This is a genomic window from Pararhodobacter sp., from assembly GCF_036802785.1.
GTDB lineage: Bacteria > Pseudomonadota > Alphaproteobacteria > Rhodobacterales > Rhodobacteraceae > Pararhodobacter.
The window spans coordinates 1-24,347 of the sequence record NZ_DAIRVN010000036.1 but is presented as its reverse complement, the minus strand read 5'-3'; the positions used below and the strand labels follow the sequence as shown (position 1 = coordinate 24,347).

Below are 24,347 nucleotides of genomic sequence, written 5' to 3'. Positions count from 1 at the left end.
ATGCAGCCCGATACCGAACAGGTCTGGCGCTGGCTGTCGGAGGTTCCGGACCCGGAAATTCCGGTGATCAGCCTGACCGATCTGGGCATCATCCGCGATGTGGCATGGCAGGGCGATACGCTGGTGGTGACGGTCACGCCCACCTATTCGGGCTGCCCGGCGACCGGGGTGATCAACCTCGATATCGAAAGCAAGCTGCGCGACCACGGCATCGACAAGCTGGAACTGAAGCGCCAGTTGTCGCCCGCCTGGACCACCGACTGGATCGCCAGCGACGCGAAGGAAAAGCTGCGCGCCTATGGTATCGCGCCACCCATCGACGGCACTGCCACCGAAGGCCCTCTCGCCGCGCGCGCCCGGCGCATGAGCGGCGAGGGGCTGAGTGTGCCCTGCCCGCGCTGCGGTTCGGCCAACACCGCGCGGGTCAGCCAGTTCGGCTCAACCCCCTGCAAGGCGGCGTATCAGTGCCGCGATTGTCTTGAACCCTTTGACTATTTCAAATGTATCTGAGGCACCCATGGCCCGTTTCCTGCCCCTTGACGTGATTGATGTGCAAAAGGATACCCGCGATGCGGTGGTCGTCACCCTGCGCCCCCGCCCGGAAGACGCCGCGCGTTTTGCCTTTACGCAGGGCCAGTATCTGACCTTCCGTCGTGATTTTGACGGGGCTGAGCTGCGGCGCTCGTATTCCATCTGCGCCGGGCGCGACGAGGGGGTGCTGAAGGTCGGCATCAAGCGCGTGGATGGCGGCGCGTTCAGCAGCTGGGCCAATGAAAACCTGGCCCCCGGCGCAGTGCTGGAGGCCATGCCGCCGATGGGCAATTTCCACACCCCGCTGGACCCGGCGGCATCCCGCCACTACCTTGGTTTCGCGGGCGGATCAGGTATCACGCCGGTGCTGTCGATCCTGAAAACCGTGTTGAGCGCCGAGCCGAAAGCGCGCTTCACGCTGGTTTATGCCAATCGTCAGGTCAGCTCGATCATGTTCCGCGAGGCGCTGGAGGATCTGAAGAACATCTATCTGGGCCGCCTGTCGGTGCTGCATGTGCTGGAGACCGAGGCGCAGGAGATTGACCTGTTCACCGGGCGGATTGATACCGACAAGATCGCCGCACTTTTCACCCATTGGCTGGATGCCTCCTCGGTGGACATGGCCTTTATCTGCGGGCCGGAGCCGATGATGCTGAGCATTGCCAAGGGGCTAAAGGACCACGGGCTGAATGACAGCCAGATCAAGTTCGAGCTGTTCACCTCAGGCCAACCCGGCCGGGCAAAGCAGAAACCCGTCAGCCGGGGTGCGGATGCCAGCGACGCCTGTGAAGCCACGGTCACGCTGGACGGCACCACCCGCAGCTTCCGCATGCCCAAGACCGGCGAAAGCCTGCTTGAAGCCGCACTGGCCAATGATCTGGACGCCCCTTTTGCCTGCAAGGCCGGGGTCTGTTCGACCTGCCGCGCCAAGGTGCTGGAAGGCGAGGTGGAGATGCGTACCAACCACGCGCTGGAGGATTACGAGGTGCAGCAGGGCTATGTGCTGACCTGCCAGTGCTATCCGCTCAGCGACCGGGTGGTTGTCAGCTACGATCAGTAAGGGAGCCGCGCGATGACCGATATGTCGATTGAGGAGTATCTGGCGCATGGCGGCAAGCTGTCATCGCCCGACAATGTGCCGCCACGCTACCGGGGGGAGTTGCTGCGGCTGATGGCCTCGTTCGTGGACAGCGAACTGGCGGCCTCGGCGGGTTTTGCCGATGCGATCAATGATGCGCCCGGCATCAAAAGCCGGATCGCGGCGGCGCGGATCGTCATGGAAAAGGCCGATCATGCCGAACGGGTGCTGGCGCTGATGGCCGGTTTCGGCGTGGATACCGCGCGCTATGAGGGTGTGCATCCCTGGGCAGCGCGGCTGGCGCGCGATGCGGATATCGGCGCGCGACGGCAAGGCGGTGACATGCGGCTGTCGGTGTTCCATTATCCGCTGGAAGGCTGGGTGGACGCGGTGGTGATGAATGTCTTGCAGGGTGCGGCGGCGGTGATCCAGATTGCGGAATACGCGCGGGTTTCCTACCAGCCGCTGGCTGAGGTGTTCCGCGCCATTGCCCCGCGCGAGAGCCGACATGCCGAACTGGGCCGCGAGGGGCTGGCGCGCATCGCCACCTCTGAGGAGGGGCGCGCGGCGGCACTTTCCTCGATCGCCTATTGGCGCCCGCGCGTGGCGGCGGGGTTTGGCCCGGCGGGTTCGGTGCGCTATCATCTGCTGGCGCGCTTCGGCCTGCGCCACCGGACGAATGAGGCGCTGCTGGCCGAATGGAACAGCGTGTGCGACGCCCTTTTGTCTGATCTCAAGCTGAACTGAAGGAACCTCCATGACCTCCCACGCCCCGATCCGCCTGAAAAGCTACATCTGTGGCGCATGGAAAGCGGGCAGCCGCGATGGGGCGGAGTTGCTCAATGCCGCCACCGGCGATCTGGTCGCAACCATCGACGCCTCGGGCATCGATATGGCCGAAGCGCTGGAGTATGGCCGCGCGTCGGGCCATGCGCTGCGCATGATGACCTTCCATGAGCGCGCGCTGATGCTCAAGGCGCTGGGACAGCATCTCATGGGCCTCAAGGATGAGTTCCACGCCCTTTCGCTCGCCACCGGGGCCACGCCCAGGGACGGCTGGGTGGATATCGAAGGCGGAATTGGCACGCTGCTGGGCTATGCCTCGAAGGCGCGGCGCGAGATGCCGAATGCGCGGGTGCTGACCGAAGGCGCGGTAGAGCCGCTGTCAAAGGACATGAGCTTTTCCGCCCAGCATATTCTGACACCGCTCACAGGCGTGGCGGTGCATATCAACGCCTATAATTTCCCGTGCTGGGGGATGCTGGAAAAGCTGGCGCCGACGCTGATTGCCGGAATGCCCGCGATCATCAAACCTGCCAGCCAGACCGCCTATCTGACCGAGCTGATGGTGCGCCGGATCATCGAGGCAGGCATCCTGCCGCCGGGTGCGCTGCAACTGATCTGCGGCTCGGTCGGTGACCTGCTGGAGCATGTGACAGAGCAGGATGTGGTGACCTTTACCGGCTCGGCCACGACGGGGCGCAAGCTGCGGGCGCATCCGGCGATCATGGCCAGTTCGACCCGCTTCACCATGGAGGCTGACAGCCTGAACGCCTGCATTCTTGGCCCCGACGCCGTGGCGGGTACGCCGGAGTTTGACCTGTTCATCCGCGAAGTGGCGGCAGAGATGACGGTGAAGGCGGGCCAGAAATGCACCGCCATCCGCCGCGCCTTTGTGCCGCGCGCGCAGGTCGGTGCGGTGCGCGATGCGCTGGCGGCGCGGCTTGGGGCGCTGCCGGTGGGCCTGCCGGATGATCCGCAGGTGCGGGTGGGCGCGCTGGCCAGCCTTGCGCAGCGCGATGAAGTGCGCGCGCGCATCCGCGATCTGGCGGCGGATGGCGAGGTGGTCATCGGCAACCCGGATGCGGTGACGCTGACCTCGGGCGATCCGGATATGGGGGCGTTCATGAACCCGGTGGTGCTGTATTGCGACCACCCTGAAGCGGCGCGCGCTGTCCATGATGTGGAGGCCTTTGGCCCGGTCAGCACGCTGATGCCCTATGATGATCTCGAACAGGCGGTGGCGCTGACGCGGCGCGGGAAGGGATCCTTGGTGGCGTCGGTCTTCACCGATGATGCGGGCGTGGCTGAGGCGGCGGTGCTGGGCATGGCGCCGTTTCATGGCCGCGTGATGATCGGCAACCGGGCGAGTGCGAAAACCGCCACCGGCCATGGCTCGCCGCTTTACATGCTGGTGCATGGCGGGCCGGGCCGCGCGGGCGGCGGCGAGGAGATGGGCGGGGTGCGTGGGGTGAAGCATTTCATGCAGCGCACCGCCGTGCAGGGGGCGCCGCGCCTGCTGTCAGCGGTGACCGGGCAGTGGATGGAGGGGGCGCAGACGCGCAGCGATATCCACCCGTTCCGAAAATCGCTGACTGAGCTGCGGCTGGGCGACCAACTGGTGACCGCCACGCGGACCGTCACGCTGGAAGACATCGAGCATTTCGCGCAGTTCACCGGCGACACGTTTTATGCGCATATGGATGAAGAGGCGGCGCGCGCCAACCCGTTCTTTGAGGGCCGCGTGGCGCATGGCTATCTGATTGTCTCGTTTGCGGCGGGCCTGTTCGTGCAGCCCGATCCGGGGCCGGTGCTGGCCAATTACGGCGTGGACAACCTGCGTTTTCTGACCCCGGTCAACCCGGGCGATACGCTGGGTGTGCGCCTGACCTGCAAGGAGATCAGCCCGCGCGAAGGAGGGGAACATGGCGAGGTGCGCTGGGATTGTCAGGTGACCAACCAGAACGGCGCGGTGGTGGCCCAGTATGACGTGCTGACGATGGTGGCGAAAACCTGGCCCGCATAAAACCTGTTCCGCCCAGGGGGCGCCGGCCCGCGGGGCATCGAGCCCCCCGGGCCGGCGCTGCCGCGGAAGCGGGCTGCGCCACGCTGCGACAGGGGGCAGGGGGCAGACGACCGGCAGATTGACCGGCGCGGGCCGCATATTTGCTGCAACAGGCGCACAGATCGGTCAGGAACGGGGTCGAGCCCGGCCGGTTTTGTTGTCATACTGACAAGCGATGTCATTCCGGGAGCCTCAATGGAACAGATCAACCGTCACTGCATCCTGATCGGCGCGCCCGTCGATTCCGGTCAGCGCCGCCCCGGCTGCCTGATGGGCCCCGCCGCCTATCGCGTGGCCGGGATCACCGGTGCGCTTGAGGCACTGGGCCATCAGGTCAGCGACCGAGGGGATGTCAGCCCCGCTCCGGTGCCCGAACCCGCCCCCTCCTGCCCCAACCCCGCTGTCCACCATCTGACCGAAACGCTGGGCTGGACCAAGGCACTGGCTGAAGCCGGGCAGGCGGCCATGGCCGCAGGCGGGATGCCGGTGTTCATGGGCGGCGATCACAGCCTGTCGCTGGGATCGGTCGCTGGTATGGCCGCGCATGCCGCCAGCGCCGGGCGCCCGCTTTTCGTGCTCTGGCTGGATGCGCACAGCGATTTCCACACCCCTGAGAGCACCGCCAGCGGCAATCTGCACGGCACTCCGCTTGCCTATATCGCCGGGCGCCCCTTTGCCCCCTTCCCGCCCTTCCCTGCCCCGGTTCCGCCTGAAAACATTGCCCTTTTCGGCATCCGCTCGGTCGACCCGGCAGAGCATGCGGCGCTTCTGGCGCATGACATCGGCATCAACGATATGCGGGTCATCGATGAGCAGGGCATCACCGCGCCGCTGCGCGCCTTTCTGGAGCGGGTCACGGCAGCCAGGGGGCTGCTGCATGTCTCGCTGGATGTGGATTTCATGGACCCCTCCATCGCCCCCGCCGTGGGCACCACCGTGCCCGGCGGCGCCACCTTCCGTGAGGCCCATCTGGTGATGGAGCTGCTGCATGACAGCGGGCTGGTCACCTCGGTCGATCTGGTGGAGCTGAACCCGTTTCTGGATGAGCGGGGGCGCACCGCGCATCTGATGGTCGACCTGCTGGCATCTTTGATGGGCCGCAAGGTGTTTGACCGCCCGACGCGCAGCTTCAGGGGGCAGGTCTAGGGCCACGGCGCCAGCATCACCCGTTCAGGCGCTGACCTCACTCGCCATCCAGCGGGCAAGTTCCGTTGCCTGCGGGGCCGTCAGGCGCAGGCCAAGCTTGGAGCGCCGCCAGAGGATATCCTCCGCCGTGCGGGCGAATTCCTGCGTGATCAGCCAGCGCACCTCAGCCTCATGCAGTGTTGCACCGAAATCCTGCCCCAGATCGGCGGGGCTGCGCGCCTCCCCCAGAATCGCGGGTGCCTCGGTTCCATAGGCGCGGATCAGGCGGCGGGCCCAGAAGGCATCAAGGAACGGGTAGCGGCGGCGCAGGTCTTCGGTCAGGGCGGCGACACCATCCACCGGAAAATCGCCCCCCGGCAGCGGCACCCCCGCCGTCCAGTTCCCGTTGTGCACCGGCAGCACGGCACCGATCCGCGCCAGCGCCGATTCCGCCAACCGCCGGTAGGTTGTGATCTTGCCGCCAAAGACATGCAGTACCGGCGCGCCTGCCGACTGATCGGTCTTCAGCACATAATCACGCGTGGCAGCGGTGGCTGAGCGCGCGCCGTCATCATAGAGCGGGCGCACACCGGAGTAAGACCAGACCACATCATCGGCGGTGACAGGTCGTTTGAAATACTGCGAGGCAAATTCGCACAGGTAATCGCGTTCGGCATCGGTGCAGCGCGGGGGCGTGTCAGGGTCTGCATGGTCGGCATCGGTGGTGCCGATCAGGGTGAAATCGCTTTCATAGGGAATGGCAAAGATGATCCGCCCGTCAGTCCCTTGAAAGAAATAGCATTTATCATGATCATAAAGCCGCCGGGTGACAATATGCGATCCGCGCACCAGCCGCACCTTGTCGCGCGCGTTCAGCCGCAGGGTGCCATGGATCATCGCGCCCACCCATGGCCCGGCGGCATTCACCAGCATCCGGGCGCGCAGGGTTTTCGGCCCCTCGGCGGTCTCCAGCGTGACCTCCCACAGCCCGCCTTTGGCCTGCGCCGCACTGACCCGGCTGCGCGTCAGGATCGTGGCACCCCGCGCCTGCGCATCGCGGGCATTGAGCACCACGAGGCGCGAATCCTCGACCCAGCAGTCGGAATATTCATAGGCCCGCTCAAAACGTTCCTGAAGCGGCGCGCCCTCAGCCGTGCCCGGCAGATGCAGCGTCGCGGTGCCCGGCAGGATCTTGCGCCCCCCCAGACTGTCATAGAGGAACAGCCCCAGCCGGATCAGCCATGCGGGGCGACGGCCGCGCATCCAGGGCATGAACATCCCCAGCAGCCGCGAGGTGGGTGTCGCGCCCTCAAAGCGCATATCCGGATGGTAGGGAAGCACAAAGCGCATCGGCCAGGAGATATGCGGCATGGCGCGCAGCAGCACCTCACGCTCGATCAGCGCCTCACGCACAAGACGGAACTCGAAATATTCCAGATACCGGAGCCCACCATGAAACAGCTTGGTCGAGGCCGATGACGTGGCCCCCGCCAGATCACCCTGTTCCGCCAGCACCACCGAATAGCCCCGCCCGACCGCATCGCGCGCGATGCCGCAGCCATTGATGCCGCCGCCGATGACCAGAAGGTCAACCGGAGCGGGCAGGATATCGGCCTGAGGGGCAGAAATTGGGGTCTGGGGCATTGGCGGTTCGCTTTCGGGTCTGATCGAAACAGAAGCATGTTGTTTTCGTTTATTCAATATTGCTTTCGCTTTTTTGCGAAACTCTCATGACATTCTTCTGACATTGCGACGGCGGGCGCCGGGGGCTTCATGTCTCTGCCATGAGCCCTGCCCGCGGGGCCGGTTCGCCATTGCCTTGGCGAAAGCGGGCGAAGATAGTTGCGTCCAAAAGGAACCGAATCATGTCTCAGGGCTTTCGCCTTCCGCAAATCCTTGAAATCGCCCGGATAGAGGGAAAGGTCACGGTCGAAGGCCTTTCTGAGCGTTTTGGCGTCACCGTACAGACCATCCGCCGCGATCTGGCCGAACTGGACGAGGCGGGCAAGCTTGAGCGCGTCCATGGCGGTGCGATCCTGCGCTCGGGGACAGTGAACATCGGCTATCAGGAACGGCGCGCGCTTCTGGCCGAGGAAAAGCGCGCCATTGCCCGCGTCTGCGCTGCCGCCATCTCCGAAGGGGCGTCGATCTTCCTCAACATCGGCACCTCGACCGAGGCCGTCGCACGCGAGCTGTTGCGCCATTCCAGCCTGATGGTGGTGACCAACAACATGAATGTCGCCAATATCCTCGTTGAAAACCCGGCCTGTCAGGTGATCGTAACGGGTGGCACCCTACGGCGCTCGGATGGCGGGCTGATCGGCAATCTGACCGAAGCGGTGATCCGTCAATTCAAATTCGATCTGGCGGTGATCGGTTGTTCGGCGCTCGATGCCGAAGGTGACATTCTGGATTATGATATCGAAGAGGTTGGCGTCAGCCGCACCATTCTCGGTCAGGCGCGCAAGGCATGGCTGGTGGCCGATCACTCCAAATTCCAGCGCACCGCCCCGGCGCGTATCGGCTCGCTGGAACGCATCGACAGTTTCTTCACCGACCAGCCCCTGAGCGCCGCGCTTGCCCGGCGCTGCAAGGAATGGCAGACGCAGGTGGTTGTCGCCGCGCCCGGTGACCCCGCGTAAACGCACGGGAGCAAGCAAACGGCATAAACTCTTCGGCAACCGGGGTTGAAAGGAGGCGGATATATCCGCATCTGGCAGGGAAGGCCCGCTGCTTCGTGGATGAGATACCGATATGCCGGTCTGCTCATGACGGGCGGCACCGCCGCCTTACATATCCCTTTGCCGGACCTTGCCCGATGCCCCTTCCCTCTCCTTCGCTGTCAGACCCGCGCGCGGCCTCCGCCCCGCTGGCACCCGGCTTCGGCCCTGCCCATGGCTGACCGGCAGAAGCGGCGCCTTGACCGCCAGCTGCGCGCGATGGCGGTGGCCTTTCCGGTGCTCGCGCCGCTGATTTCGGCCATTCAGGGACGGCCCGGAATGCTTGTGCGCCTGCCGCTCGGACTGTTCCTCGTCATCGGCGGAACGCTGGGCTTTCTGCCGGTCCTGGGGTTCTGGATGCTTCCGCTTGGGTTTCTGGTGCTGGCAATCGACCTTCCCGCGCTGCGGCCCGTGGTTTCCGCCGCGATCATCCGCGTCAGGCGGCGCTGGCAAACCCGCAATCGGAACCGCCCGCCCCCGGACAAGGACGCCCCGTAAAAGGCCACAACCGGAGACATACCAGCACTGCGGGTGTCAGCCAGCCGCCGCCAGAAACCCGCCGTAGCGCCCGCCACTGAACACCAGCGGCGCACCCGCACGACTGGCCGCGCGCAAGACCCGGCCGATGATCAGCGCATGGTCCCCCCCCTCATGCACAGCTTCCTGCCGGCACTCAAAACACGCCAGACAGCCGGGCAGCAGCGGGACATTCTCAGGGCTGAAGGTGACGCCCGGCAGCGCGAAATCCTGCCCGTGCAGCGCAAAGTGACGGCCCAGCGCGAACTGATCTTCGGCCAGCACATGAATGGCGAAATGCTGCGCGGCCGCAAAAGCCGCGAAACGGCGTGAGGCGCGGGCGGGCGACCACAGCACCAGCGGCGGGTCCAGCGAGAGGCTGGAAAAGCTGTTGGCGGTAATGCCCAGCGGCCCGGTGCCGTCCTGCGTGGTGACAACGCAGACCCCGGTGGCAAAGGCCCCCAGCGCATCGCGCAAGCGACGCGTATCGCCCTGATCCGGAATGAAAGTCTCAGTTTCCGTCATGTCGCCCCATGCCCTTTTCTGCCGTGCCTGTCTCTGCCCGAGATACGCCGCAAGGGCGACTCGACAAGGGCAGCCGAACTGCCTAGCCTGATCCTCCCTATCGCAGAGAGGAAAGATGCCGCGCAAGATCATCATTGACACCGACCCGGGCCAGGACGACGCCGTCGCCATTCTGCTGGCGCTCGCCAGCCCCGATGAGCTGGAGGTTCTGGGCATCACCTGCGTCGCCGGGAATGTGCCGCTGGGCCTGACGGCACGCAATGCAAGGATCGTCTGTGAACTGGCCGGACGGCGCGACATAAAGGTCTACGCCGGATGCGACCGGCCCCTGAGGCGCCCGCTGGTGACGGCGGAATATGTCCATGGCAAGACCGGGCTTGACGGCATCACCCTGCCGGAGCCCGAAATGCCGTTGCAAGCGCAGCACGGCGTCGATTTCCTGATCGAAACGCTGCGCGCACACCCGCCGGGCAGCGTTACGCTGGTGCCGATCGGCCCGCTGACCAATATCGCCACCGCAATGCAGCGCGCGCCGGATATCATCACGCGCATCGGGCAGATCGTGCTGATGGGCGGGGCCTATTTTCAGGTTGGCAACGTCACCCCCGCCGCCGAATTCAACATCTATGTCGACCCGGAAGCCGCCGACATCGTTTTCCGCTCAGGCGTCGATCTGGTCGTGATGCCGCTGGATGTGACCCACAAGGCGCTGATCTCCCGCACCCGGGTGGAAGCGTTTCGCGCCCTGCCCGGCAAGGTCGGCCCCGCCGTGGCCAGTTGGACCGACTTCTTTGAACGGTTCGACAAAGAGAAATACGGCAGCGAAGGCGCCCCCCTGCATGACCCCTGCACGATCGCCTGGCTGATCCGGCCCGCGCTGTTCACCGGGCGGCACATCAATGTGGAAATCGAAACCGAGGGCCGCCTGACAACGGGCATGACCGTCGCCGACTGGTGGCGCGTCACCGACCGCAAGCCGAACGCGACCTTCATGGGGGATATCGATACCGACGACTTTTTCGCGCTGCTGAACGAACGCCTCGCCCGGCTCTGAATCCGTCACCCACACCACACCATGGAAAGGGCGCGCACACGCCCTCTCTTCTCAAAAAAAGATCAGGGGGCTTCGCCCCCTCTGGGCCTGCGGCCCATTCCCCGGCCTCGCCACGGGCTCGGCGTTCGCGGCTGGGGCCTTCCACTGGAAGGCCCCCGAGACGCCGCTCACCCCCCGCGTATTTCCGGCAAGATGAAAGGGGCGCCGCGCCCCTGCTTCACCTGTTCAGAAATATCCCGGGGGAGTCCGGCCATCGCAGATGGACGGGCGGGGGCAGCGCCCCCCCCTTTCTGAACAAAAAGGCGTCTGCGCAGCAGGCATTCAGGTCAGAGGCACAGGGATAGACGTGAAAGGCCCTGCGCACCGGCTGTGGTGCGCAGAGAGATCGGTACGGCGGTTATTCGGCGGCGCGGGCCATCGGGTTATTCGGATGGGTTGTCCAGTTGCCATGCTCGGCGGGCACGACCTGCCCTGTGCGCTCATCAAGGGCGCCCGGTGCGACACGCTCCATCGTGATGCAATCCTCCACCGGGCAGACATTGACACAGAGGTTGCAGGCCACGCATTCGTCATCCTTCACCGTGAACACCCGCTCGGGCGACATGGCAATCGCCTGATGCGAGGTGTCCTCGCAGGCCGCAAAGCAGCGCCCGCAGCTGATGCACAGATCCTGATCGATCTTCGCCTTGGTGACATAATTCAGGTTCAGATATTGCCAGTCGGTCACATTGGGCACCGCGCGGCGCACGATCTGGTCGGTCGCGGTAAATCCCTTCTGGTCCATCCACAGCGACAGCCCGGCTGTCAGCTCCTTGATGATGCCGAAGCCGTAAGTCATCGCCGCCGTGCAGACCTGCACATTACCTGCCCCCAGTGCCATGAACTCGGCAGCGTCGCGCCACGTCGTCACCCCGCCGATCCCGGAGATCGGCAGGCTGGCGGTTTCGGGGTTACGGGCGATTTCGGCGACCATGTTCAGCGCGATGGGTTTCACCGCCGGGCCGCAATAGCCGCCATGGGTGCCCTTGCCGTCGATCATCGGCTCGGGGCTGAAATCATCCAGATTGACCGAGGTGATCGAGTTGATGGTGTTGATCAGGCTCACCGCATCGGCCCCGCCCCGGAACGCGGCCTCGGCCGGTTTGCGGATATCGGCGATATTCGGTGTCAGCTTGACGATGCAGGGCATGCGCGAGTGTTGTTTCACCCAGCGCGTCACCATCTCGATATATTCCGGCACCTGCCCCACGGCCGAGCCCATGCCGCGCTCGGCCATCCCGTGCGGGCAGCCGAAGTTCAGCTCCACCCCGTCGGCCTCGGTATCCTCGACAACCCTGAGGATCGCCTTCCAGCTTTCCTCATCACAGGGCACCATCAGCGAAACCACCAGTGCGCGGTCTTTCCAGTCGCGTTTCACCTGCTTGATCTCGCGCAGGTTCACCTCCAGCGGGCGGTCGGTGATCAGCTCGATATTGTTGAGCCCAAGAAGCCGCCGGTCTGCCCCCCATATCGCGCCATAGCGCGGGCCGTTGACATTCACCACCGGCGGCCCCTCGGACCCCAGCGTCTTCCAGACCACTCCGCCCCAGCCCGCCTTGAAAGCGCGCACGACGTTGTATTCCTTGTCGGTCGGCGGGGCCGAGGCCAGCCAGAACGGGTTGGGTGATTTGATACCGACGAAATTGCTTGCAAGATTGGCCATGGTTGTTGCCCTCCCTCAGGCCATGATGCTGGCGTGGATGTCTTCGGCCGCGTCGCGGCCCTGGGCGGTGGCGGTGACGGTCAGATCCTCGCCACCCGATGCGCAATCGCCCCCCGCCCAGACGCCGAGAAGGCTGGTGCGGCCCTGGACGTCGATCGCGATCTTGCCGCCCTCAAGCGTCAGCGCCTCCGCTGCGCCCTCCAGCCGCTGGCCGATGGCCTTGAACAGCTGGTCCGCGCGCAGGCGGAAGGTTTCGCCGGTGGGTTCCAGCCCCAGCGGTCCGTTGCGGGTGTACGCAAATTCCACTTCTTCAACTTTTTTGTCGCCAAGAACCGCCAAAGGCATCGCATTTGTTACAATTTTCACGCCTTCGGTCTGAGCATGGTCAAGCTCGTAGTCCGAGGCCCCCATCGCGCCCCGGTCGCGGCGGTAAACCATGGTCACCTGCTCAGCCCCCAGAAGGCGCGACTGTACGGCGGCATCGACCGCCGTCATGCCGCCGCCGATCACCACCACATGGCGACCGATGGGCAGCGCGGACAGATCTGTCGTCTGGCGCAGGCCCGCGATGAAATCGACCGCATCCTGCACGCCTTCCTTGTCTTCACCCGGTGCGCGTAGTGCATTCACGCCCGCCAGCCCCATGCCCAGAAACACCGCGTCATGCTCACCGCGCAACCCCTCCAGCGTCAGATCGCGCCCCAGTGCCTTGCCGGTCTCAACGCGGATACCGCCGATGCCCAGCAGCCAGTCCACCTCGGCCTGAGCAATGCCGCCAGCGGCCTTGTAGGCGGCGATGCCGTATTCGTTCAGCCCGCCGGGTTTGGGGCGGGCATCATAAATCACCACCTCATGGCCCTTCAAAGCCAGCCGGTGCGCACAGGCCAGCCCTGCTGGCCCCGCGCCCACCACCGCCACGCGCTTGCCTGTGGGGGCGGCGCGGGTGAAGGGGTGGTCGTTGCGCTCCAGCAGGATGTCGGTGGCGTAGCGTTGCAGGCGCCCGATCTCGACAGGCTGCCCCTCGGCGGTTTCGCGCACGCAGGCGCCTTCGCACAGGGTTTCCGTCGGGCAGACACGGGCGCACATCGCACCCATGATATTCTGCTCAAAGATGGTGCGCGCCGCGGCCTCGGGCTGGCCCGCCTGAATCTGGCGAATGAACAGCGGGATGTCGATGGCGGTGGGGCAGGCCGTGATGCAGGGCGCATCATAGCAGAAATAGCAGCGGTCGGCGGCCACGCGGGCTTCGTGGTCATCGAAACACGGGTAGAGATCACTGAAATTGGCGGCAAGCAGATCGGCATCAAGACGCGCGGGCACAATGCCGTCGGTCTGAGGGCAGTTGGTCACGGGCTACCTCCGGGCGTTGGGTTGCTGGTGTTCTTATTTTTCCCAAGCTTGCCACAGATGTAATTTTTATCAACTGGTAAAATATAAATGACCTGTGGATTTCCTGCCCACGGCCCCTGACTGCCGCTTTTCTGCGCAAAACCCGCCCGGAAAATGAAAGAAGGGGGCGTGTGCCCCCTTCTTCCGCCCGGTCATGCCGGCTCAGCGCAGGATGCTGCGCCCGGCGTATTCAGCGGCTTCGCCCAGCATTTCCTCGATCCGGATCAGCTGATTGTATTTCGCCAGCCGGTCAGAGCGCGCCAGCGAGCCGGTCTTGATCTGTCCGCAGTTGGTGGCGACAGCCAGATCGGCAATGGTGGCATCCTCGGTCTCGCCGGAGCGGTGCGACATCACGCAGGTCATGCGCGCGCGGTGCGCCATGTCCACGGCGGCAAGCGTCTCGGTCAGGGTGCCGATCTGGTTGACCTTGACCAGCAGCGAATTGGCGCAGCCGCGTTTGATGCCCTCGGCCAGACGGGTGGGGTTGGTGACGAAAAGATCATCGCCCACCAGTTGAACCTTGCTGCCCAGCGCCTCGGTCAGCGCCTGCCATCCCTCCCAATCATCCTCGGAACAGCCATCCTCGATGGAGATGATCGGATAGTCGCGCACCAGATCGGACAGGTACGTCACATTCTCAGCAGCGCTCAGGCTTTTACCTTCACCTTCAAGAACATAGCGGCCTTCCTTGTAATACTCGGTCGCCGCGCAATCCAGCGCCAGGCAGATATCCTCACCCGGCTTGTAGCCCGCCTTCTCCACAGATTTCAGAATGAAATCAAGCGCCTCACGGGCAGAGCTGATATCGGGTGCAAAGCCGCCCTCATCGCCCACCCCGGTGGCCAGACCGGCCTGATACAGCTCTTTCTTGAGCACATGGAACACTTCGGCGCCCATGCGCACCGCCTCGGTGATGCTGCCCGCGCTGACGGGCATGATCATGAATTCCTGAATGTCGATCGGGTTATCGGCATGCTGGCCGCCGTTGATGATGTTCATCATCGGCACCGGCAGCAGCCGCGCCGAGGTGCCGCCGACATAGCGGTAGAGCGGCTGGCCGCAGGCATCGGCGGCGGCCTTGGCGATGGCCAGCGAGACGCCCAGAATGGCATTGGCGCCCAGACGGGCCTTGTTGGGTGTGCCGTCCAGCTCGATCAGCGCGCTGTCGATGGCCACCTGCTCGGTCGCGTCCGAACCCACCAGCGCCTCGGCGATCTCGCCGTTGACGGCGGCCACCGCGTTGAGCACGCCCTTGCCCAGATAGCGCGTCTTGTCGCCGTCGCGCAGTTCGACCGCCTCATGCTTGCCGGTGGAGGCGCCCGAGGGCACGGCGGCGCGCCCCATCGTCCCGTCTTCGAGGATCACATCCACCTCGACGGTCGGATTGCCGCGGCTGTCAAGGATTTCGCGGCCGGTGATATCGAGAATCGTGGTCATGATAAGGCCCTGTGCTGGCGATGATTTCGCGCCTCTATACCTTGGCCGGGGCCATCGGGAAAGCCCGCCAGAGGCGGCGCGGCGCCTAATAACGCTAACGGCGCTGGCGTTGCAGCAGTATCTGGCGCCAGAGCGTGTACAACCCCGCCCCCACCACCAGCGCCGAACCTGCCAGCGTCATCGCATCGGGGATCTCGCCAAAGAAGGCCAGCCCGATGATCATGGCAAAGATCAGCCGCGAATAGCGGAATGGCGTGGTTACGGCGATATCGCCCAGACGGGTCGCACTGACCAGCGCCGCATAGGCCAGAATCCCGGCCGAGAGCGTCGCCACCAGCCAGCCCCATTCGACAGGCGAGGGGGCGACAGGCGCTGTGCGGGTCAGCAGCATCAGCAACAGCCCCGCGGGCGCCACCATGCCAAAGCCCCAGCCGGAAAGCTGGAGGCTGTGCACCTTTGTCGCCACCCGCCGCGTGGCCAGATCGCGCGCCGACAGCGCAAAGACCGCAATCACCGCCAGAAGCGAGGCGGGATCAAATGCCTCCGATCCGGGCCGGACAATCAGCAAAACGCCCAGAAAGCCGATCAGGATCGCGCTCCAACGCCGCCAGCCCACCGGCTCACCCAGAAACAGCGCAGCCCCCAGTGTCACGGCCAGCGGCATCGCCTGCAGGATTGCCGTGACCGCCGCCAAAGGTGCTAGCACCAGCGCCGTGACAAAGGTGGCCGCGCCCAGCATCTCCGACAGGTTGCGCAGCAGCACCGCGCCGCGCGCAAACTCGGGCACGAACAGGCTGTAGCCCTGCCGATGCGCGATCAGGCCGAAAATCAGCGCCCCGCCAAGCCCGATCAGCACCATGATCTGCCCGACCGGCAGGGTGAGCGCCAGATACTTGATCAGCGCATCCTCGATGGCAAAGCCCGCCATTGCGGCGACCATCATCAGACTTCCGCGCAGGTTGTTCATGGCTCGCTCCGGGAGATTCACCTTTACCTAACGCGCCTGAGAGGCCGCGGGAACCCCCCGGCTCCGCCTGCCCCCGGTCAGTGTCAGGGTGCCGGGAAACATGTCAGAATTGCAAAAACCGTCATAATCGGTTAGATTTAGCCGCCAGAAAGCTAACTTGTGAAGCATCGTGCGACTCGGAGGAGTGGGATGTGGACCCGATTGCTTGACCGCTTCCTGCGCCGTCTCGTGCAGCACGGAAGCCTGAGTGTAACCCTGCCAGATGGCGAAACCCGCCGCTATGGCGACGGCGCCGCGCCCGAGGTCACGGTGGTGCTGCATGACCCCGCCCTGCCCCGCCAGCTTGTGCTGGACCCCGATGTCGCGCTGGGCGAGGCCTATATGGATGCCCGGCTGACCATCGGGCGCGATGATATCAACGGGCTTCTGGCACTGGCGATGTCGAATATTCAGGCGGGCCACGCGGGGGCGTGGCAAACGCTTCTGGCAGCGCTCCGCGACCGGCTGCGTATTCTGGTGCAGTTCAATCCCGCCGGGCGTTCGCAGCGCAATGTGGCGCATCATTATGACCTTTCCGGCGCGCTCTATGATCTGTTTCTGGACGCCGACCGCCAGTATTCCTGCGCCTATTTCCGCAGCCCCGAGGATACGCTGGAAAAGGCGCAGGCCCAGAAAAAGGCCCATATCGCCGCCAAACTGTGCCTGCGACCGGGGATGACGGTGCTCGATATCGGCTGCGGCTGGGGCGGGATGGCGCTGACGCTGGCGCGGGATTACGGCGTTCAGGTGCTGGGCGTAACGCTTTCACACGAACAGCTGGCAATGGCGCGCGAGCGCGCGAAAAGCGCGGGCCTTGACGGGCAGGTGCGCTTTGAGCTGATGGATTACCGCGCGGTGACCGGCGCTTTTGACCGGGTGGTTTCGGTGGGTATGTTCGAGCATGTCGGCGCACCCCATTTCCGCGCCTATTTCCGCACCCTGCGCGAGCGCCTTGCGCCGGACGGGCTGGCGCTGGTCCATACCATCGGGCGCAGCACACCGCCGGGCGCCACCAGCCGCTGGATGACGAAGTATGTTTTCCCCGGCGGCTATATCCCCGCCATGTCCGAGGTGATGGCCGCCGTTGAAAAAGAGGGGCTGGTGCCCTGCGATGTCGAGGTCTGGCGTCTGCATTACGCCGAGACGCTGCGCCACTGGCACCAGCGGTTCATCGACAATATCGACAAGGCCCGCGCGCTTTATGATGACCGTTTTTGCCGGATGTGGCGCTTCTATCTGGCCGCTTCCGAAGAAAGCTTCCGCCATGCCGGGCAATGCGTGTTTCAGTTCCAGCTCGCGCACAAGGTCGATGCCGCGCCGGTCACGCGCGACTATCTCCATGCCGATCCGATGCAGACGGGTGCCGTGGCACAGCTTCCGCGCAAGGCCGCCGAATAGGTCAGGGCTTCAGCTTCATCCCGAACAGCTCCAGCCGGTGCCCCTCCAGCCGGTAGCCCAGCCGCAGGGCGATGGCCTCTTTCAGGCGCTCGATCTCAGGATCGCAGAACTCGATCACCTCGCCCGAGGCCATGTCGATCAGATGATCGTGGTGGTCGCGCTCGGCATCCTCATACCGCGCGCGCCCGTCGCCGAATTCCAGCCGCTCCAGAAGCCCGGCCTCTTCAAACAGCTTGACCGTGCGATAGACCGTGGCGATGGAGATGCGCGGATCAAGGGCGCTGGCACGGGCATGCAGCGCCTCCACATCGGGGTGGTCGGCGGCGGTCTCGATGACGCGGGCGATGACCCGGCGCTGCTCGGTCAGGCGCAGGCCACGCGCCTCGCAGCGCTTGAGAAGAGAGGCTTTGCTTTGGCTCTTGGGCATACCCGGTCCGGTTCTGGCTGGTCAGGGCGGGACAATAGGCGATTTGCGGGGCGGGGAAAAGTCTGTGCCGGGCATTGACCTTGCCCGCCGGGCAGCGTTGACTGCGCGGCCTTGCTGAAAGAACCGGAATGTCCCCTCCCCCACCCCTTCGCCGCCCGCTGGACATGCCCGGTTTCTGGCTTCTGCTGGGCCTGTCGGTGATGTTCGGCGCCAACAACCTGCTGATCAAGCTGGGCAATGACGGGCTGCAGCCGGTGTTCTTTGCGGCGCTGCGTTCCTGTGTGGCGGTGGTCGCGCTGGCGGGCTGGATGGTCTGGCGACGCATCCGTTTCCGGTTTGACATGTGGCGCCCGGGGCTGCTGATCGGTGCGGCCTTTGCCACCGAGTTCTTCTTTCTGTTCATCGCGCTGGACAACACCACCGTGGTCCGCGCCTCGATCATCTTCTACGCGATGCCGCTCTGGCTGGCGGTGGCCGCGCATTTCCTGTTCCCGGGTGAGCGGCTGACCCGGATGCGGGCCGCCGGGTTCCTGATGGGTTTTGCAGCGGTGGCGCTGGTGATGGCCGGGCAGCTTGGCGATGGCGCGTCCGATGGTGGCAGCCTGTCAGGAGATCTGGCAGCGCTGTTCGCGGGGATGTGCTGGGCCGCGATCGTGCTCTGTGCGCGCCTGACCCGCCTGCAGACCGTCCAGCCCGAAACCCAGCTTTTCTGGCAGCTTCTGGTTTCGGCGCCGATACTGCTGGCGCTGGCGCCGCTCTATGGTGGCGATCTGGTGCGCGATTTCGACGGCTTCCAGCTGGCGATCTTTCTGATCCACACGCTGGGCGCGGTGACGGCCGGGTTTGTGCTGTGGTTCTGGCTGCTGCTGCGCTATCCGGCCTCATCCGTGGCAAGCTTCAGCTTTGTCACGCCCGTGCTGAGCGCGCTGCTGGGCTGGCTTGTACTGGATGAGGCCGTGTCGGTGCTGACCCCGGTGGCGCTCGCCCTGCTGGTGGGCGGGCTGGTGCTGATCAACCGCCGCCCGAAGGCGTGAGCGCGCGCCCTCAAAAGCGCTTTGCCGTCGCCGCAGGCCTCAGCGCCTGCGATCCGCCAGCGCGTCTTCCAGAAGCGCGCGCAGCATGTCGGGCGGCACGGCATCGGTGACAAAGGCCTCGCCGATCCCGCGCGCCAGCACGAAGCGCATCCGCCCGTCCACCACCTTCTTGTCCTGCCCCATCAGCCCGATCAGCGCCTCGGCCCCGGGCAGATCGCCCTCGATATCGGCCAGCCGGTGCTTCATCCCCATCGCCGCCAGATGCGCTGCCACGCGCCCCGGCTCTTCCTGCGCACAAAGCCCCAGCCGTGCAGACAGCTCGAACGCCAGCGCGCAACCGATCGCCACCCCTTCACCATGCAGCAACCGCCCGCCATAGCCCGTCGCGGCCTCAAGCGCATGGCAGAAGGTATGGCCCAGGTTCAGGAGCGCCCGCTCACCCTGCTCGGTCTCGTCGCGCGCGACAATCCCGGCTTTCATCGCCACCGAGCGGCGCACGGCCTCCTGCCGCAAGGCGCGGTCACCGGCGGCCAGCGCGGGGCCGTAGCGCTCCAGCCATTCAAAGAACGCGGCATCACCCAGCAGACCGTATTTCACCACCTCGCCGTAACCCGTCAGAAAATCGCGCGCGGGCAGCGTGTCCAGCAGGGCGATATCGGCCAGCACCAGACTGGGCTGGTGAAACGCGCCCACAAGGTTCTTGCCCTGTGCCGTGTTGATCCCGGTCTTGCCGCCGACCGAGCTGTCCACCTGCGCCAGCAGGCTGGTGGGGATCTGCACAAACCGCACCCCGCGCCGCAGTATCGCCGCCGCAAAGCCCGCCAGATCGCCGATCACCCCGCCGCCCAGCGCCACCACCACGTCGCCCCGCTCCACCTGCGCCTCCAGCAGCCATTCGACGGCGCGCGCCAGATGCGGCCAGCTTTTGGTGCCCTCGCCGGGCGGCAGGGCCAGCGCCTGCAAGGTGATCCCCGCCTCGGCCAGACCGTTGCGCAGGGCCTTCAGATGCAGCGCGGCCACCGTCTCTTCGGTCAGCACGGCCACGCGCGGGCGGGTCAGCAGCGGCGCAATCTCGTGCCCCGCGCGCGCCAGCAGGCCCGCGCCCACCCGGACATCATACCGGCGCGTACCCAGTTCAACAGGGACGGTTTCGCATTCTGTCTGGCTCACGGGGTACTCCTTCTGGCCGGTCGCGGCAGGTCGGCTATGTCAGTTCCGGGACATGCCACCCAAGCGGGGTTCACGCAAGCACATCGGGCCGGGTCGCAAGCGCGTCGCGCACCGAAACCGCGGTAGCCTCGATACTGGCTTCAGGGCGCGCCTGCACCACCAGATCGGCTTCGCTGTACGCCGGTTCGCGCGCGGCCATCAGCCCGGCCAGCGTGCGGTAAGGGTCAGGGGTGCGCAGAAGCGGGCGGGTATCCTTGCGCTTCACCCGGCTCCACAGCAGGTCCAGATCAGCCTTCAGCCAGACCGCCACCCCCTTGTCGCGGATCAGCGCGCGGGTGGCCGGGCTCAGATACGCGCCGCCCCCCACCGACAGCACACCGGGCGTGCCAGCCAGCAGCCGGGCAATCACCAGCGCCTCTTTCTGACGGAAGAACGCCTCGCCATCGCGGGCAAAAATCTCGGCCACGGTGCAATTGGCGGCGCGCTCGATCTCGGCATCCGAATCGAGGAAGGGCACCGCCAGCAGGCGCGCCAGCTCCATGCCGACAGCGGTCTTGCCCGCGCCCATCATCCCCACCATCACCACGGTTTTCTTGAGTCTCGCGCCCATCGCCTGCCCGGTTTCCACCCCTTCGCGTTGATCTGCGCACCCGTTGAAGGCGGTTTTTTTCCGCCCATGCACCGAATGGCGTGATCTTGCTTTGCATTCCCTATATACATCATGCTCAACAGGGCCAATGCAGCACGCGCCCGCCCGCCAGTTCCCTGCGGCAAACGGGGGCAGGCGCAGGCCACGATGACAATGACAAGGGATACAGCGCAACACCATGGCACGCAGCGACGACCGGCCGGGAATACTCGGCTACCTGTTCCGACTGATTCTGATCCTGCTCCTTCTGGGCGGGCTGGGCTTTCTGGCCTTCGCCTATTTTGGCGATCTTTCGGTTCCGACCGAGCCGCACAGCCAGCCTGTCGAGCTGGGCGGGCAATAGGCACTGCCATGGCCCCCTCGTTGCCCGCATCAGGCAAAAGGCCCGGATGGCTGCGCATCGGCGCGCTGGCACTGACGCTGGCGGCGGGTCCCGCCTCGGCGCAAGACCCGCTTTCGGCCATCGACTGGCTGCGTGAGAACATGGTGCGGCCTGAGGCCGGCGCCCACCCCGTCACCCCCTCCACCGGCGACGCATGGCTTCTGGGTGTAATCACCACCCGCCCCATTGATGCCACACGCCCCGAATCAGTGGGGCTGTTTTCGGCGGCCCGCGCCGGACTGCCGCGCAGTTTCTGGGGCACCACCGCAGACACCGAACTGCTGGTTCTGATCAGCGCACTGCCGGTCGATACCCTTCCCGCGTTGCGCGACCTCAGCTACCGCCTGCTGCTGGCCGAATTCGACGCCCCCCACAGCCCCCAGCCCGTCAGCAACGGGCAGGAGGTGAACGGCATGCAAGCCGGGCCCCGCTCGGCAGATTTCATGGCGGCGCGTATCGACAAGCTGATGGATTTCGGCGCCATCGATCAGGCGGCAGCACTGCTTGACACGCTGGACCCTGACGATTCCGAACTGCGCCTGCGCCGGTTCGAGATCGCGCTTCTGCTGGAACAGGAACAAAGCGCCTGCGCCTCGGTGCGCGACACCGCGCGCCCCTTCCGCTTTGAACCGGCGGTGATTTTCTGCCAGGCCCGGCAGGGCGACTGGGCAGGCGCACAGGAGGCCCTGGAACGCGCCATGCAGGCAGGCACCCTCGGCCCCGTTTACGGCCCGCTGCTTGAGCGTTTCCTTGATGCCGATGACCACCTGCACAACGGCGACGGTGCGCTGGATACAATCCTGCCGCCCCGCCTGTCGCCGCTGGCATGGCGCCTGCTCGAAGCCATCGGCGCGCCGGTGGCCACGCATGGGCTGCCGGTGGCCTTTGCCCATGCCGACCTGCGTGGCACCATCGGCTGGCGCGCGCAGCTTGAGGCCGCCGAGCGGCTGGTGCGCTCGGGCGCGCTGCCGCCCAACCACCTGCTGGGGCTCTATACCGAGCGCAGCGCCGCCGCCTCGGGCGGGATATGGGAACGGGTACGCGCGGTGCAACGCCTTGAGCGGGCACTGGCGGGCGGGGATGCGGAAGCGATCGGCGCGGCCCTGCTGGACACCTGGCCACAGATCGTCGAGGGCGAGCTTGAGGTCGCTTTCGCCAGCCTCTATGCCGAGGCGCTGCTGGAAGCCGGGCTGAGCGGCGCAGCGCTGGAACAGGCGGTGATTGCCGGGCTTCTGACCGACAATTACGAGCAGGTCGCGCTTGATCATCCGGGCGAAACCGCTCAGTCGCAGTTCCTCGCAACCATCGCCCGTGGCATGCCGCCCTCCGAGGCCATGCAGAGCGATGAGGCGCTTCGCGATCCGCTCTGGGCGGCTGTGGCCGAGGCATTCGTCAATCCGCCCCCGGTGCCCGAAGGGGCGCAGGCGCGGCTGGTCGAGGGGCGCGTGGGCGAAGAGGTGCTGCTGACGCTGATCAGCCTGGGCCGGACCAGCGACCCGCGCGTGCTCACCGACGGCCTTGCCACATTGCGCCATATCGGTCTGGAAGATGTCGCGCGGCGCACCGCATTGCAAAGCCTGCTGCTGGAGCGGCGCGGCTGAAATGGCCGCGCGCGCCCCGTCACAGACGCCGCCGCCGGATACCCCGCCAAACGCGCATAACAGCGACCTGCGCGCGGTCGGCACCTTCCTGGACGCCATCGCCGCCGAAAGCGGGGCCGCGCGCAACACGCTGCTTGCCTATGGGCGCGACCTGCGCCATGCGGCTGAGTGGCTGGCCACGCGCGGCGAGACGTTGCTGAGCGCGGACCGCACTGAGATGGAGGGCTATCTCATCGCCCTCGAAACCGAAGGCATGGCCCGCGCGACGCGCGCGCGCAGGCTTTCCGCCCTCAAGCAATTCTGCCGCTTCGCCCATGACGAGGGCTGGCGCCCTGACAATCCGACACTTCGCATCGACGGGCCCGGGCGCGCGCAGCGCCTGCCTGGCACCCTCTCGGAAGACGAGGTGCGCCGCCTTCTGGACGCCGCGCGCGACCATGGCCCCGACGCCGCGACCCGCGCCCGCAACGCCTGCCTGTTCGAGCTGCTCTATGCCACCGGGCTGCGGGTGTCAGAGATGGTCAGCCTGCCCGATGCCGCCCTGCGCGGCGCGCCCGAGATGCTGATGGTGCGCGGCAAGGGCGGCAAGGACCGGATGGTGCCGCTCTCCGATCCGGCGCGCGCGGCGGTGGCGGTCTGGCTGGCGCATCGTGACCGGGCCGAGGCGGCGGTAAAGGCGGCAGGCAAACCCGGCTCGAAGTTCCTTTTCCCGGCGCGCGGCGCGGCCGGGCACATGACGCGGATGCGCTTTCATGGCCTCGTCAAGGAAATCGCCACGCGCGCCGGTATCGACCCGGGCCGCGCCAGCCCGCATGTGCTGCGCCACGCCTTCGCCACCCACCTGCTGGCCGGCGGCGCTGACCTGCGGGTGATCCAGCTTTTGTTGGGCCATGCCGACCTCTCCTCGACCGAGATCTACACCCATGTGCTGGACGAGCGCCTGCGCAGCCTTGTGATGGCCCATCACCCGCTGGCCCGCGGGATCTGACGGCGCAACGGGGGCGCTGCCCCCGCCGCCCGTGCCGGGGGACTCCCCCGGGATATTTCTGAACAGATGAAGTTGAACGCGCCGCGCCCCCCTCATCTTGCCAGAAATACGCGGGGGTGAATGGGCCGCAGGCCCAGAGGGGGCAAAGCCCCCTATTTGCCACCTCAGGAATGCTCTTCGGCGGCGGTAGCGGCCAGCGCGCGGGTATAGACGCGCAGCGCGTCCACATGCGCGAGAGAGCCGATAACCTCCGCCCCCCCGGCACCGCTGCGCAGCACGGCCAGATGCGCCGCGCCATGGCGCTCAAACAACCGCAGCGCGGTTTTCATCGACGCATCGGCACTGATCGCCAGCCCCTGTTCGCGCAACGCCGCCACCGCGTCGGGCGGCAGGCCACCGGCACTGCCGGTCCGGCGGATGGCGCGCGCGAAGCCGGTCTTGTCGGCCAGATATTCCTGCGGCCCCAGCGCGATGCGCACACCGCGCCGCGCCAGTTGCGTCAGGAAGAACGAGCGCTGCACGAAGCGGCTGGCCAGCGCCGTGGCCGTCGAGACCGCCGCCAGCACCGCCACCGCCGTTTCCCAGTCGCCCGTCATCTCGAAGACGATCAGCGTGGTCGAGATCGGCGCGCCCAGCACCGCCGCTGCAACCGCTCCCATCCCTGCCAGCGCATAGACCGTGGCCGCGCCCGAGAACTGCGGCACCAGCGCCGTGGCGATCAGCCCGAAGGCCAGCCCGGTCAGCGCCCCCACCACCAGCGCCGGTGAAAA

At 66.0% G+C, this 24,347-nt stretch carries 23 protein-coding genes; 13 read left to right on the top strand and 10 right to left on the bottom strand.

Annotated features, from left to right (window positions below):
• The 5 genes from paaD to rocF all read left to right on the top strand — a co-directional run bounded on the left by paaD (position 1) and on the right by rocF (position 5,600).
• The gene (paaD, locus tag V7Q53_RS13130; protein ID WP_333829034.1) at positions 1–510 is read left to right on the top strand and encodes a 1,2-phenylacetyl-CoA epoxidase subunit PaaD; all 510 of its coding nucleotides are present in this window, start codon (positions 1–3) and stop codon (positions 508–510) included.
• 7 nt (positions 511–517) lie between these two features.
• Positions 518–1,591, top strand: coding sequence for a 2Fe-2S iron-sulfur cluster-binding protein (locus V7Q53_RS13125; RefSeq protein ID WP_333829033.1), 1,074 nt, complete (start codon positions 518–520; stop codon positions 1,589–1,591).
• 12 nt (positions 1,592–1,603) lie between these two features.
• Positions 1,604–2,356, top strand: a complete 753-nt coding sequence (locus V7Q53_RS13120) for a Phenylacetic acid catabolic protein (protein ID WP_333829032.1) — start codon at positions 1,604–1,606, stop codon at positions 2,354–2,356.
• Between the two features lie 10 nt (positions 2,357–2,366).
• Positions 2,367–4,415 (top strand): phenylacetic acid degradation bifunctional protein PaaZ, encoded by a 2,049-nt coding sequence (gene paaZ, locus V7Q53_RS13115; RefSeq protein ID WP_333829031.1) that lies wholly within the window; start codon positions 2,367–2,369, stop codon positions 4,413–4,415.
• Between the two features lie 243 nt (positions 4,416–4,658).
• Positions 4,659–5,600 (top strand): arginase, encoded by a 942-nt coding sequence (gene rocF / locus V7Q53_RS13110; RefSeq protein ID WP_333829056.1) that lies wholly within the window; start codon positions 4,659–4,661, stop codon positions 5,598–5,600.
• A gap of 24 nt (positions 5,601–5,624) precedes the next feature.
• On the opposite strand, the gene glpD is transcribed toward rocF, so the two are convergent.
• The gene (gene glpD, locus V7Q53_RS13105; RefSeq protein ID WP_333829030.1) at positions 5,625–7,223 is read right to left on the bottom strand and encodes a glycerol-3-phosphate dehydrogenase; all 1,599 of its coding nucleotides are present in this window, start codon (positions 7,221–7,223) and stop codon (positions 5,625–5,627) included.
• A gap of 221 nt (positions 7,224–7,444) precedes the next feature.
• On the opposite strand from glpD, the gene V7Q53_RS13100 reads away from it, so the two are divergent.
• Together V7Q53_RS13100 and V7Q53_RS13095 are read left to right on the top strand one after the other, a co-directional pair.
• Positions 7,445–8,221 carry a DeoR/GlpR family DNA-binding transcription regulator gene (locus V7Q53_RS13100; RefSeq protein WP_333829029.1) on the top strand — a complete coding sequence of 259 codons (777 nt, stop codon included), beginning with the start codon at positions 7,445–7,447 and terminating at the stop codon, positions 8,219–8,221.
• 252 nt (positions 8,222–8,473) lie between these two features.
• Entirely contained in the window at positions 8,474–8,797 is a 324-nt protein-coding gene (locus V7Q53_RS13095; RefSeq protein WP_333829028.1) for a tryptophan synthase subunit beta, read from the top strand.
• 36 nt (positions 8,798–8,833) lie between these two features.
• Here the strand turns inward: V7Q53_RS13095 and V7Q53_RS13090 are convergent, their stop codons facing one another.
• Entirely contained in the window at positions 8,834–9,340 is a 507-nt protein-coding gene (locus tag V7Q53_RS13090) for a flavin reductase family protein (RefSeq protein ID WP_333829027.1), read from the bottom strand.
• Positions 9,341–9,455: 115 nt separating this feature from the next.
• On the opposite strand from V7Q53_RS13090, the gene V7Q53_RS13085 reads away from it, so the two are divergent.
• On the top strand, positions 9,456–10,394 hold the full coding sequence (locus V7Q53_RS13085; RefSeq protein ID WP_333829026.1) for a nucleoside hydrolase: 939 nt from the start codon (positions 9,456–9,458) through the stop codon (positions 10,392–10,394).
• A gap of 397 nt (positions 10,395–10,791) precedes the next feature.
• On the opposite strand, the gene preA is transcribed toward V7Q53_RS13085, so the two are convergent.
• From preA to V7Q53_RS13065, 4 genes are all read right to left on the bottom strand, one after another.
• Positions 10,792–12,096 carry an NAD-dependent dihydropyrimidine dehydrogenase subunit PreA gene (gene preA / locus V7Q53_RS13080; protein ID WP_333829025.1) on the bottom strand — a complete coding sequence of 435 codons (1,305 nt, stop codon included), beginning with the start codon at positions 12,094–12,096 and terminating at the stop codon, positions 10,792–10,794.
• 15 nt (positions 12,097–12,111) lie between these two features.
• The gene (locus tag V7Q53_RS13075; RefSeq protein ID WP_333829024.1) at positions 12,112–13,446 is read right to left on the bottom strand and encodes an NAD(P)-dependent oxidoreductase; all 1,335 of its coding nucleotides are present in this window, start codon (positions 13,444–13,446) and stop codon (positions 12,112–12,114) included.
• 201 nt (positions 13,447–13,647) lie between these two features.
• Positions 13,648–14,922 (bottom strand): phosphopyruvate hydratase, encoded by a 1,275-nt coding sequence (gene eno / locus V7Q53_RS13070; protein WP_333829023.1) that lies wholly within the window; start codon positions 14,920–14,922, stop codon positions 13,648–13,650.
• Positions 14,923–15,016: 94 nt separating this feature from the next.
• The gene (locus tag V7Q53_RS13065; protein ID WP_333829022.1) at positions 15,017–15,889 is read right to left on the bottom strand and encodes a DMT family transporter; all 873 of its coding nucleotides are present in this window, start codon (positions 15,887–15,889) and stop codon (positions 15,017–15,019) included.
• A gap of 189 nt (positions 15,890–16,078) precedes the next feature.
• Between V7Q53_RS13065 and V7Q53_RS13060 the strand changes: the two genes are divergently transcribed.
• Positions 16,079–17,326: a cyclopropane-fatty-acyl-phospholipid synthase family protein gene (locus V7Q53_RS13060; RefSeq protein WP_333829021.1), complete on the top strand. Its 1,248-nt coding sequence runs from the start codon at positions 16,079–16,081 to the stop codon at positions 17,324–17,326.
• A gap of 1 nt (position 17,327) precedes the next feature.
• Here V7Q53_RS13060 and V7Q53_RS13055 read toward each other — a convergent pair whose 3' ends face one another.
• Positions 17,328–17,753 carry a Fur family transcriptional regulator gene (locus V7Q53_RS13055; protein ID WP_333829020.1) on the bottom strand — a complete coding sequence of 142 codons (426 nt, stop codon included), beginning with the start codon at positions 17,751–17,753 and terminating at the stop codon, positions 17,328–17,330.
• A 128-nt stretch (positions 17,754–17,881) separates the two neighbouring features.
• Here V7Q53_RS13055 and V7Q53_RS13050 point away from each other — a divergent pair, with 128 nt between their 5' ends.
• Positions 17,882–18,787 carry a DMT family transporter gene (locus tag V7Q53_RS13050; RefSeq protein ID WP_333829019.1) on the top strand — a complete coding sequence of 302 codons (906 nt, stop codon included), beginning with the start codon at positions 17,882–17,884 and terminating at the stop codon, positions 18,785–18,787.
• 39 nt (positions 18,788–18,826) lie between these two features.
• Here V7Q53_RS13050 and aroB read toward each other — a convergent pair whose 3' ends face one another.
• Together aroB and V7Q53_RS13040 are read right to left on the bottom strand one after the other, a co-directional pair.
• Entirely contained in the window at positions 18,827–19,957 is a 1,131-nt protein-coding gene (gene aroB, locus V7Q53_RS13045) for a 3-dehydroquinate synthase (RefSeq protein ID WP_333829018.1), read from the bottom strand.
• 70 nt (positions 19,958–20,027) lie between these two features.
• Complete coding sequence (locus tag V7Q53_RS13040; protein WP_333829017.1) at positions 20,028–20,585, bottom strand: shikimate kinase; 558 nt, start codon at positions 20,583–20,585, stop codon at positions 20,028–20,030.
• Positions 20,586–20,784: 199 nt separating this feature from the next.
• Between V7Q53_RS13040 and V7Q53_RS13035 the strand changes: the two genes are divergently transcribed.
• Genes V7Q53_RS13035 through V7Q53_RS13025 form a run of 3 tightly spaced genes read left to right on the top strand, consistent with a single transcriptional unit; the run spans position 20,785 to position 23,577 of the window.
• On the top strand, positions 20,785–20,949 hold the full coding sequence (locus V7Q53_RS13035; protein WP_333829016.1) for a hypothetical protein: 165 nt from the start codon (positions 20,785–20,787) through the stop codon (positions 20,947–20,949).
• 8 nt (positions 20,950–20,957) lie between these two features.
• Positions 20,958–22,589: a hypothetical protein gene (locus V7Q53_RS13030; protein ID WP_333829015.1), complete on the top strand. Its 1,632-nt coding sequence runs from the start codon at positions 20,958–20,960 to the stop codon at positions 22,587–22,589.
• Position 22,590: 1 nt separating this feature from the next.
• Positions 22,591–23,577, top strand: coding sequence for a tyrosine recombinase (locus V7Q53_RS13025; RefSeq protein ID WP_333829014.1), 987 nt, complete (start codon positions 22,591–22,593; stop codon positions 23,575–23,577).
• Between the two features lie 164 nt (positions 23,578–23,741).
• Here V7Q53_RS13025 and V7Q53_RS13020 read toward each other — a convergent pair.
• Positions 23,742–24,347: chloride channel protein (locus V7Q53_RS13020; RefSeq protein WP_333829013.1), on the bottom strand; the 606-nt coding region annotated here is incomplete at its 5' end.